This is a genomic window from Deinococcus aquaedulcis (genome assembly GCF_019693445.1).
GTDB lineage: Bacteria > Deinococcota > Deinococci > Deinococcales > Deinococcaceae > Deinococcus > Deinococcus aquaedulcis.
On sequence record NZ_JAHRBL010000002.1, the window covers coordinates 388220 to 398827 of the forward strand.

The window sequence follows — 10608 nt, forward strand, 5'->3', positions numbered from 1 at the left end:
GGGCCGCGGGCATCAGCTGCTGGCGCTGGTGTAACTGGCCACGGCGCGGCCCCAGAACCAGCGGGTCAGGGCGAACAGGCCAGCGGCCACCAGCGGCGAGACCAGCGCCAGTGCGGGCGTCAGGGTCCCGGTCAGGGCCTGGGCAGGCACGGTGGTGATCAGGGCCACCGGCACCACAAAGGTCAGCAGCAGGCGCACCGGCACCGGAAAGGCGGTGGCCGGAAAGCGCGCGGCCCCAAACAGGCCGTTGAACAGTTCAGTGACATTCTGGGTTTTCACGAACCAGAAGGCGGTGGTGCTCAGGCCCAGCCAGATGCAGTACACGATCACCAGCGCCGAGAGATACAGCGCGCCCGCTGCCAGCCACCCGGCCAGCGTGAGGCTTAGGCCGCTGGCTGCGTAGACCAGCAGGCCCAGGCCCAGCAGCACGTCGGGCAGCCGCAGCAGATTCAGATACCGCACCGACACGTTGAACTGCGCGTCAATGGGCTTGAGCAGTGTGAAATCCATGTTGCCGGTGCGGATGGCCTCGGCCACCTTGCTCATGTTCGGCTGCACCACCACTGAGATAAAGCCTTCGGTGAGCATAAAAAAGCCCGTGACCAGCAGGGCCTCGCGGAAGGTCCAGCCGCCCACCTGCTGCACGCCGGGCTGGCTGAACAGCAGCGACAGGCCCAGCAGGGCCACCCCCGCCTCGCCCAGGCTGGCGAGCACCGCCCCCACAAAGTTGGCGCGGTACTCCAGCTGCGCCGAGACGCTGGCGGCGGTGAACACCCGGATCAGGCGCAGGGCGCGCCTCATGCCCCCACCGCGCCGTAGCGGCGCAGGCCCACGCGCCACACGGCGTAGCGCACGACCCCGAAAATCAGGCCCCAGGCCAGCAGCACCGCGCCGCCCTGCAGGGCCTGGGCCAGCGTGGCCTTGCCGGAAAGCAGCTGCGCGGGCAGGCCCAGCATGTAGGGAAAGGGGGTCCAGACCGCCACGCGCTGCACCCAGTCCGGGTAAAAGGCCAGTGGCGCGAACATGCCGCCCAGCGCGGCGTACAGCAGCCACACCAGTTCCTGAAAGCTGGTGGAGGAATCGGTCCAGAAGGCCAGCAGGCCAATCGTGTATTCCCACAGGAAGCGCGCCGTGAACCCCAGCACCGCCAGCAGGGCGGCCGCCGGGTAGGCCCACCACTGCGCCGTGAACTCCGCCCCCGAGAGCCACGCAAACAGGGCCACCAGCCCCAGCAGCGCCGGCAGGCGCACAAAGCGCTCGGCCACGTGGCCCAGGAAGTAGGTCCAGAAGGGGTCCAGCGGGCGCAGCAGCCACGGCGACAGCTGCCCCTGGCGAATGGCGGGATCCAGTTCGTGGGCCACCCACACCACCATCAGCTGCGAAATCAGCCAGGTGGAGAGAAAGTAGGTGGCGAACTCGGCGGGCGTGTACCCGCGCACCTGCCCGCCGGGGGCGGCCTCGGCCTGCGCCATCCAGACCAGCATCATCACCAGCGAGAGGGTGCCCGACAGCATCCAGATCACCACCTCGGCGCGGTATTCGGTCATCAGGGCAAACTGGGTGGCAAACAGCACGCGCACCTTGCGCCACGCCCAGTTCACCGGACCACCTCCCCGGTCTGGGTGGGGGCCGGACGCGCGCCGAACAGCTCGGCCATCACGGTTTCCAGCGGGGGGTCTTCCACCGTCAGGTCGGCTACATCCAGCGCGGAGAGCAGCCGGGCGGCGCGCTCGCTGACCTCGGCGCGGGGCACCGTAAGTTCGGCGCTCAGGCCATCGCTGCTGACCACCTCGCCGTAGGCTGCCAGCGCCTGGGCCGACGCGGGGCGGCGCAGTTGCAGGCGGATGGTCTTGCCGCTGCTGCCGCGTTCGGCCAGGGCGTGCAGGTCGCCGTCAAAGACCACCTCGCCCGCGTCAATGACCAGAATGCGCCGGGCCAGGGCGGTCACATCGGCCATGTAGTGGCTGGTGAGCATGACGGTGGCCCCGTAGCGTTCGTTGTAGTCGCGCACAAAGGCCCGCACGGCTTCCTGCATGTTCACGTCCAGGCCAATGGTGGGTTCATCCAAAAACAGCACCTTTGGTCGGTGCAGCAGCGCGGCGGCCAGCTCACACTTCATGCGCTCGCCCAGCGAGAGCTTGCGCACCTGCTTTTTCAGGATGCCTTCCAGGCCCAGCACCTCAGTGAATTCGGCCATGGTGGCTCGGTACTGATCGTCGGGGATTTCATAGACCGCCTGATTGATCAGGAACGAATCCAGGGCAGGCAGATCCCACATCAGCTGCTGCTTTTGCCCCATGACCAGGGTGATGGTCTTCAGGAAATCGCGCTCCCGGCGCCGGGGCTCGAAGCCCGCCACCCGCACCTCACCGCCCGAGGGGTGCAGCAGCCCCGAGAGCATTTTCAGCGTGGTGGTTTTGCCCGCGCCGTTGGGGCCCAGAAAGCCCACCACCTCGCCGGGTGAGAGCGAAAAGGACACGCCGCGCACCGCCTGCACCTGCCGGGTCTGACGCCGCACAAAGGCGCGCACGCTGCCCAGGAAGCCCGGTTCCTTGTCGTGCACGGCGTAGGATTTGCTGAGGTCGCGCACGTACACCGCCGCGTCAGGTGAGGGCAAGGTCATAGTGGCCCCCAGCCTAGAGCAGCGGCGCGGCGGGCGGCTGTAAGCCAGACGGCGGGCCAGGCGCCACTCCCCTACACTGTGGCGCGTGGACAACCCACTGCTGATCCTGGGCATTCTCGTGGTGCTGCTGATTTTAAATGGCTTTTTTTCCGGCTCGGAACTGGGGGTGGTCTCGGCGCGCAAGTCCCGGCTGCAGGGACTGGCCGACCGGGGCAACCGCGCCGCGCAGCGGGCCCTGAATCTGGCCGAGCGTCCCGGAGCGTTCCTGGCGACCGTGCAGATCGGCATTACCCTGATCGGCACCGTCAGCGCCGTGTTTGCTGGCGACCGTCTGACCCCCCATGTTGAGCGGGCACTGACCCCCCTGCTGGGTTCGGCGGCTGGCGTGGTGGCTGAACCGACGGTGGTGCTGCTGGTCACCTACCTGTCGCTGGTGCTGGGCGAACTGGCCCCCAAGAGCATTGCCCTGCGCAACCCCGAGGCCCTGGCGCTGCGGGTGGCGCCGTTTTTCACGCTGCTGTCGGGGCTGACCCGGCCCATCGTGTGGCTGCTGGAAGCCACCACGCGTGGGCTGCTGTGGCTGCTGGGCCTGCGCGGCGAGCCCCAGGAACACGTGACCGAGGAGGACGTGAAGGCCATCGTGCTGCAGGCCAGCGAAACGGGCGGCCTGGAAGAGGGCGAGCGCGAGCGCATTGACCACGTGCTGCGCTTTAACGACCGCCGGGTGCGCGAACTGATGACCCCCCGGGGCGACGCCACCCTGATTCCGGCCACCGCGCCCCTGGACGACGTGGTGAGCCGCGCCCTGGCCGCGCCGCATGACCGCTACCCGGTGGTGGACGGCCACAGTCAGGTGGTGGGCCAGATCAGCGTGGTGGACCTGCTGCAGGCCGTGCACACCGGCGAGGCGTGGCTGGACCGGGTGCGCCCGGTGATCTACGTGCCCGAAACCGCCTGGGCCGAGGATGTCCTGAACCGCCTGACCCAGCAGGGGCACCAGCAGATTGCCATTGCCGTGGATGAATTCGGCATGTTTACCGGCCTGATCACCTCCACCGACCTGCTGCGCGAACTCGCCGGCGCCGACCAGCCCGCCGATCCCAATGAACTGTTCCGCCGCGACGACGGCTCGTATCTGGCCGACGGCGCCCTGGCCATGCACGACCTGCGCGAGCGACTGCCGCTGCCCCGCTTGGAGCGCGAGGATTTCAGCACGCTGGCGGGGTATGTGCTGGGGGCGATGGGGGAGTTTCCGCAGGTGGGGGCGCAGGTGAGGGTGGAGGACTGGCTGCTGGAGGTGGTGGATCTGGATGGGGCGCGGATTGATAGGGTGTTGATTGTGCCGCCGGTGGGGGTGGTGGTTGGGGGGGGGATGGAGTGAGGCGATGAGGTTTTCGGACTAGCCCCACCCCCCCAGCCCCCCTACCCCGGAGGGGCAGGGGGGAGTTTTCCGCTGCGCTCGGCAAACGTTGACTAACGATTTAGGGCAGCCTTCCTTCGCCCCGCGTTGTACGCCGTCGCCCTTCTCCGCCCATCGCCTCACGCCCGCGCGCTCCGCGCACGACGGCTTCCGTTGCTTACCCCGTAGGGGCGAAAGGTGGGGACGCTTAGAACACGAGGTTCTACTTTTGAAAGGCAAAAGCGGCAATGGCTCCTGCTGCTGTTCAAAGTAGAACCTTCTCGCACGCACCAAGCCGTCTTGCCCCCCTACCGCCCAGGTCCAGACGAGGCCGTCGTGCCCGAAGGGCGCGGGCCATTGCGCGTTACCAGCGGATGGCGTCGAAGCCGGACACGTCAATTGGTCGAGCAACCCCAGCCGACGTCAGTAGAAACTCTTGCCCAGCGCAGCGCCACTCCCCCCTGCCCCTCCGGGGTAGGGGGGCTGGGGGGGTGGGGCCACACCCGCAGCTTCACGCACTCAACCCCATGCCGCGCCAGCAACCGCCCGGCGACCAGTCAAGCCCCAGCAGCCAGCGCCCGCAGTTGCTCCCCGGCCCGCTCCGCCACCACGCCGCCGTGGTACGCCACCACCGTCTGCACATCCAGCCCCGCCAGCTTGCGCACCGAGGCGAGGGCTGTGGGCATGTCAGCCGTTACGTCCTCCCGTGGCCCGGTCAGCGCGCCATCTTCTGCGGTCAGGGCGTCCCCGGCAATCAGGATGTTGCCGCCCGGCACGTACAGGCTCAGGTGGCCGTCCGTGTGCCCGGGCGTGGCCACGACGCGCACCCCGCCGGGCAGCAGGTCGCCGTCCCGCAAGGGCCGGTTCACGGGCACCCGCACCGGCTCCCGGGTGAGCAGCGTCCGCCACGCGGGGTGCAGATTCGGGTCTTGCAGCATGGCGGCGGCCTGCGCCTCGCTGGGCAGCTTCTGCGCCCGCCGCGTTCCCGTCACGAACGGCACTTCGTCTTCCAGGGCGTAGACTTCGGCCGCCGTGGCCCGCACCACGTCTTCCAAACTGCCGATATGGTCCAGGTCATGGTGGGTGACGACCACGCGGCGCACCTGCCCCAGCGCGTACCCGGCCGCTGCCAGTTCGGCGGTCACAGCTTCCAGCACGCCCGGCAAGCCGGTGTCCACCAGGGTCAGGGTGTCGTCCGGGCCCACCAGGGCCACTGGGTGAATGAGCATGGGGCCAAACAGGCCGTTGGTGTTCAGCTCCAGCACGATCACATCACCCAGGCGTTGCATGCCGCGCAGCCTACGCCGCGCTGCCCACCCAGGGCAAACGAAAAACAGCCCCTGCCGCGCAGGCAGGGGCCCGTACCAGAGCCGTTACCCGGCGCGTTTGAGTTTTCCAGTGCGTTTTGCCCAGGTTTCGGCGCGGCCAAACACCAGCAGCCCCAGCGGAATCGTCACCACCCCAAACACCAGCAGAATGCCCAGTTCCGGCAGCACCCCGCCCAGCCCCACGCCGGCCTCAATGGCCGTGCCTGTGCCATTCACCCCCAGAATCTTGCGACACGCCTCCAGCGCGTATGTGGCCGGCGACAGCGCACTGACCGGCTGCAACCACCCGGGCAACACGCTGACGGGGTAGTACACACCGGAAATCAGCAGAAACACCGCCTGAATGATATTGGTGGCCTGCGCGCCGTTTTCGGTGCTCATGACGGGCAGCACGGCGGCCATCAGGCCAATGCCCATAAAGCCCAAGCTGGCGACCATAAACACCACCAGACACTGCAGCACCTGCCCAAAGCTGGCGCCAATGTCCACAAACAGACCCATGAACAGAAACACCAGCACCCCGCGCAGCAGGGCGTAGGCGCCCGCAAACAGGCTCACCCCCACCAGATGCGTCAGGCGGCTGACCGGCGCCATGAAAGTGTACTCAATCGTGCCTTCCCAGCGTTCGTAGGAAATGGAGTTGGCGATCTCGCCAAACAGGCGGCCCAGAAAGGACCACATCACCGCTCCCAGCAGCAGCGTCAGCGTCAGGCGCGGGCTGCCCGCCGCCACGCCAATCAGCATGATGCTGGCGGCCGACACCATGTCGTAGAAGGTGAACACCAGCACCCACGACCAGTAGCGCCGGGTCAGGTGAAAGTCGCGGAACACGAAGGCAAAGGCGGCGCGCAACTGGTGGGCCAGCGTGCCAGGCGTGGTGCGGTGGGGATCGGGGGACGGGGAAGGTGGATGGACTGGGGTGGTCATGAGGGCTCCAGGAGGGGAGGCGGGAAGCGGTGGGCGGGACGCGGGACCAGTCGGGATTACTCGCTCTCTTCTTTTTCGCTCAGCCCTTCGCCGGTCAGTTCAATGAAGGCGTCTTCCAGGCTCTTGCCCTCGCCGGCCTGCTGGCGCAGTTGCTCGGCGGTGCCCTCGGCCACAAATTTGCCGCCGCTGATAAAGGCGATGCGGTCACAGAGGCGCTCGGCTTCCGGCATGTCGTGGGTGGTCAGGATGATGGTGGCGTCGTGCACGTCGCGCAGTTCCAGCACGAATTCCTGCACGTCGCGCCTCGACTTGGGGTCCAGGCCGGTGGTGGGTTCGTCCAGCAGCACAATCACTGGACTGGTCAGAAAGGCGCGGGCAATCGCCACTTTTTGCTGCATGCCCCGGCTCATCTCTTCCAGGGGCTCGAAAAAGGCTTTTTCCTTCAGGCCCAGCCGTTTCAAGGTGGCCTGGGCGCGTTCCTGCGCCACATGACGGTCCAGGCCGTACAGCTGCGCCGAATACAGCAAATTCTCGCGCGGGCTGAGCTTCTTGTAAAAGGCGGCGTCCACAGAGACGCGGTTGAGCAGCCGCCGCACCTGCGCCTCGTCCTTCACCACGTCCAGGCCGAAGATGCCCACGGTGCCGGCGTCAGGAATCAGCAGGGTGCTCATGGCGCGGATCAGGGTGCTTTTGCCGCTGCCGTTGGGGCCCAGCACGCCATAGATCTCGCCCCGGCGCACCTGAAAGGTCACGTCGTCCACGGCGCGGCTCTCGCTGTACTGCGGGCGCAGGGGGCGGCCACCCTGGCGCTTGCGAAAGGTCTTGACGAGGTGCTGCACGTCAATGGCAATCTCTCGGCCGCTGAGATCACGGGCAGCGGGCACAGAAGAAGGGCTCGCCGCTGGAGGGGCGGTCAGGGTCATGGCAAACCTCCGGGTTGTGGGGAGACGAGGGGCCGCGCCCCTCTGGCGGCAGGGGGCAGCAGGCGGGGCGACAGAACTTAGCGCCGGGTGCGGACGTCGTCGATCATGGACGCTCAGCGTAGACGCCGGTCGGCCGGGAAGCGATACGCGTCATGGCGTACAGCTGGCCCCACACACCGCAAGAGGCCGCGCCCAGGCAGCGGCGCGGCCTCCTTCCCTCTCCTGCGGGTCTACTTGGCGGGCAGGTACCAGTTGCGGTCCCAGCGGTGGGCGCGCAGCTTCTGCACCTGATCGGCGCTCAGGCCCTGACCGTCGGCCAGCGCGGCGTTGCGCTCCACGTTCTGCACGCTGCGCATACCTACAATCACCGTGCTGACGGCCGGGTGCGAGAGCACAAAACGCAGGCTGGTCTCGGCCAGGGCGCCCGTCGAAATCCCCAGGTCCTGTTCAATGGCGCGCAGGCGGGGCTGCAACTGCGCCTTGCGGTCACCACCAAAGTAGGTGTGGCGCCAGTCGCCTTCGGGGAAGGTGGTCTCGGGCGTGATGCGCCCGGTCAGGCTGCCTTCGTCCAGCGCCACACGCACAATGACACCCACGCCGTTCGCCAGACAGGCGTCCAGAAGGCGGTCCTGCGGGGACTGATCAAACACGTTGTAAATCACCTGCACGGTCTCCACGGCCCCGGCTTCCACGGCTTTGACCGCGTTATCCGGCTGGTGGTCGTTGATGGAGATCCCGAACGCCTTGATCTTGCCCTGGCGCTTCAGGTCGGCCACGGCGGCCTGCCAGTCGCCCTGGCCCAGCCAGCTGTCGTTCCAGACGTGAAGCTGCTGCACGTCAATCTGGGGCAGCCCCAACCGCTCCAGGCTGGCCTCGGTCATGCGGATGACGTACTCGCCGGGAAACGCCTGATCGGCGGCCGTGTCGGGTGCGGCAGGCCACTGCATATTTTTGGGGCTGATCTTGGTGGCCACCAGCGTGCCCGGGTGCTCCCGCGCGACCTGGCCCACCAGCCGCTCGGAGTGGCCGTTGCCGTAGCCCATCGCCGTGTCAATGAAGTTGCCGCCCAGTTCCACGTAGCGGCGCAGGGCCTTCAGGCTTTCGTCGTCCTGGGCCCCCACCCACATATCGGCGCCAATCCCCCAGGCGCCGTAGCCGATTTCCGTCACGATCAGGCCGGTGCGGCCCAGGGGGCGGGTGTGCAGGGTCTGGAACGAGGAGGCCATGGCGCAACTGTAACGATTCAGGCCCCATGAAGCCACTCACCCATTCTTCACGGCGCCGCCGGGCGTAGCCTGCCCAGGTGACGCCTGCCCCGCTGCCGCCCCGCGCCCGCCAGCTGGCCACCACCGGCCTGATCGTGGGGGTCTTTCTGGCCGCCCTGGAAGCCAGCGTGGTGGCCACCGCCATGCCCAGCGTGATTGGCGACCTGGGTGGCGAGCGCCTGTACGCGTTGCCCTTTGCGGTGTATCTGCTGACCAGCACGGTCTCCAGCCCGCTGTGGGGCCGCGCCAGCGACATCGTGGGGCGGCGGCGGCTGTATCTGGCGGGCGTGGTGATCTTCCTGCTGGGCTCAGCGCTGTGCGGGATCAGCACCTCCATGGGCGCCCTGATTGGGGCCCGCGCGCTGCAGGGGCTGGGCGCCGGGGCCCTGCTGCCGCTGACCCTCACCATGATTGGCGAACTGTACGCCCTGAAAGAACGGGGCCGGGTGCAATCGCTGATTTCCGGGGTCTGGGGGATTTCTGGGCTGCTGGGGCCGCTGCTGGGCGGCTGGCTGACCGAGCAGGCCTCGTGGCGCTGGACCTTCTATGCCAGCCTGCCCTTTGGGGTGGCGGCGCTGGCGCTGGCCCTGCGCTTTTTGCCGGAAACGGGGCAGCCCCGGCCCGCGCGGCTGGACTGGGCCGGCGCGGCCCTCTTTACGCTGGGCAGCGGACTGGTGGTCTGGGGCCTGGAACAGCGGCAGTGGGCACTGGTGGGCATCGGCGCAGCCACCCTGGTGGGCGCCGTGGCCCTGGAACGCCGCCACCCGGCGCCGCTGCTGCCCATGAAGGCCCTGGCGCAGCGGCTGCCGCGCGTGGCGTTTGCCGGAAACCTGCTGGGCGGCGCGGCGTACTTTGGCGTGATTGCTTACCTGCCGCTGTACGCCCAGGGCGTGACGGGCAGCGGGGCCACCGCTGGCGGCGCCATCCTGACGCCGATGCTGGTGGGCTGGACGCTGACCGCCATCGTGACCGCGCGCTTGGTGAAGACGGTGCCGCTGGCACGCATTGCGCAGGTGGGCTTTGCGGTGCTGGTGGCGATGTTCACGGCCCTGACGTTTGCGGTTCATGCGCCGCTGTGGGTCACCAGCGCCCTGGGCTTTGCGGTGGGCACGGGCATGGGCTTGGCCATGCTGAGCCTGCTGCTGGCCGCGCAGGAATCGGCGGCGCGCACGGAACTGGGCGCCGTGACCAGCGGCGTGCTGTTTGCCCGCCAGATGGGCGGCGCACTGGGCGTGGCCCTGATGGCGCTGCTGATTGGCCCGGCCGCCATTGAAGCGGGCGGCCCTTCGCTGGCCGAGGGCCTGCGCCGCGCCTATCTGCTGGCGCTGGGGCTGGTGGCCCTGGCGTTTGTGCTGAGCTTAGGCCTGCGCGCGGTGATGCTCAGCAAGCCTACGGAGGCCCAGCCGGCGGATTGAGGCTTCATCCCTGCGGCCCAGCCTCAGACTCGGGGGACTGAACAACCAAGCGGGGCCGGCGCCGCACCCGCACGAGCGTTCCCGTGAACAGGAGGAGCAGCACCACCAGGGGGCTCCAGAGGGCCACCTGGGCCTGCAACTTCTGCCCGCTGGTCATCTGAGGGCCACACTTCTCCACAAACGCCTGCTTACTCCACCACTCCGGCAGGGTCAGGCCCCGGCGCAGGACAAGGTCGCTGAGTTGGCGCTCGGTCTGCACAACCTCCAGGGCGCGGGCCGCCGGGTGCACCAGCACATAGGCAGGAGATGTCTCGGGACCGGCCACGGCCAGGATGGGTTGCCCATCGGCGCAGCCGAACTTCTGAATCCAATACCGATCATTGAGTTCGCGCGGCCAGCTGTCCGAGTCGTTCTGACTCATCAGCATGTGATGTGTGTCCGACGTGCTGGAAGCGAAGAACCCGCCGCCCAGCGGGGTCCAGTGAAACTCGTCACTGCCGGTCGAAAAATCAGCGGTGACCGCTTCATACCAGATACCGCCGCCCAGTAATACAAATTTGAAGTATAGTTAGTGTATCAAAGCGATCATTCCTCTGAAGCACTTAGATGAAGACGAACTGCTGCGTCGTCAACGCCAAGCCTCAACCGCCGACGAGCGTGATCGTTGGTTTGCCTTGAGGACGCTCACCTTGCATCCTGACCACTCCAGGGCGCTCCTGGCCGAGCAG

10 protein-coding genes are annotated in these 10608 nt (G+C 67.7%); 2 read left to right on the plus strand and 8 right to left on the minus strand.

What is annotated here, in order from left to right:
• Positions 1 to 12 precede the first annotated feature (12 nt).
• Genes KMW22_RS04820 through KMW22_RS04830 form a run of 3 tightly spaced genes read right to left on the minus strand, consistent with a single transcriptional unit; the run spans position 13 to position 2623 of the window.
• Positions 13 to 801 carry an ABC transporter permease gene (locus KMW22_RS04820; RefSeq protein ID WP_221088888.1) on the minus strand — a complete coding sequence of 263 codons (789 nt, stop codon included), beginning with the start codon at positions 799 to 801 and terminating at the stop codon, positions 13 to 15.
• Entirely contained in the window at positions 798 to 1601 is an 804-nt protein-coding gene (locus KMW22_RS04825; protein ID WP_221088889.1) for an ABC transporter permease, read from the minus strand. The genes KMW22_RS04820 and KMW22_RS04825 overlap by 4 nt, the downstream gene beginning before the upstream one ends.
• On the minus strand, positions 1598 to 2623 hold the full coding sequence (locus KMW22_RS04830) for an ABC transporter ATP-binding protein (RefSeq protein ID WP_221088890.1): 1026 nt from the start codon (positions 2621 to 2623) through the stop codon (positions 1598 to 1600). Before KMW22_RS04830 ends, KMW22_RS04825 begins: the two co-directional genes overlap by 4 nt.
• 85 nt (positions 2624 to 2708) lie before the next feature.
• Between KMW22_RS04830 and KMW22_RS04835 the strand changes: the two genes are divergently transcribed.
• A complete protein-coding gene (locus tag KMW22_RS04835; RefSeq protein ID WP_221088891.1) occupies positions 2709 to 4004 on the plus strand; it encodes a hemolysin family protein in 1296 nt (431 codons plus the stop codon).
• Between the two features lie 575 nt (positions 4005 to 4579).
• Here KMW22_RS04835 and KMW22_RS04840 read toward each other — a convergent pair.
• The 4 genes from KMW22_RS04840 to KMW22_RS04855 all read right to left on the minus strand — a co-directional run bounded on the left by KMW22_RS04840 (position 4580) and on the right by KMW22_RS04855 (position 8426).
• Positions 4580 to 5311 carry an MBL fold metallo-hydrolase gene (locus KMW22_RS04840; protein WP_221088892.1) on the minus strand — a complete coding sequence of 244 codons (732 nt, stop codon included), beginning with the start codon at positions 5309 to 5311 and terminating at the stop codon, positions 4580 to 4582.
• An 84-nt stretch (positions 5312 to 5395) separates the two neighbouring features.
• Positions 5396 to 6277, minus strand: a complete 882-nt coding sequence (locus tag KMW22_RS04845; protein WP_221088893.1) for an ABC transporter permease — start codon at positions 6275 to 6277, stop codon at positions 5396 to 5398.
• A gap of 56 nt (positions 6278 to 6333) precedes the next feature.
• Complete coding sequence (locus KMW22_RS04850; RefSeq protein ID WP_221088894.1) at positions 6334 to 7200, minus strand: ABC transporter ATP-binding protein; 867 nt, start codon at positions 7198 to 7200, stop codon at positions 6334 to 6336.
• Positions 7201 to 7430: 230 nt separating this feature from the next.
• Positions 7431 to 8426: an aldo/keto reductase gene (locus KMW22_RS04855; RefSeq protein WP_221088895.1), complete on the minus strand. Its 996-nt coding sequence runs from the start codon at positions 8424 to 8426 to the stop codon at positions 7431 to 7433.
• A gap of 77 nt (positions 8427 to 8503) precedes the next feature.
• Between KMW22_RS04855 and KMW22_RS04860 the strand changes: the two genes are divergently transcribed.
• The gene (locus tag KMW22_RS04860) at positions 8504 to 9880 is read left to right on the plus strand and encodes an MFS transporter (RefSeq protein WP_221088896.1); all 1377 of its coding nucleotides are present in this window, start codon (positions 8504 to 8506) and stop codon (positions 9878 to 9880) included.
• Positions 9881 to 9884: 4 nt separating this feature from the next.
• On the opposite strand, the gene KMW22_RS04865 is transcribed toward KMW22_RS04860, so the two are convergent.
• Positions 9885 to 10301, minus strand: coding sequence for a hypothetical protein (locus tag KMW22_RS04865; RefSeq protein ID WP_221088897.1), 417 nt, complete (start codon positions 10299 to 10301; stop codon positions 9885 to 9887).
• Positions 10302 to 10608 lie beyond the last annotated feature (307 nt).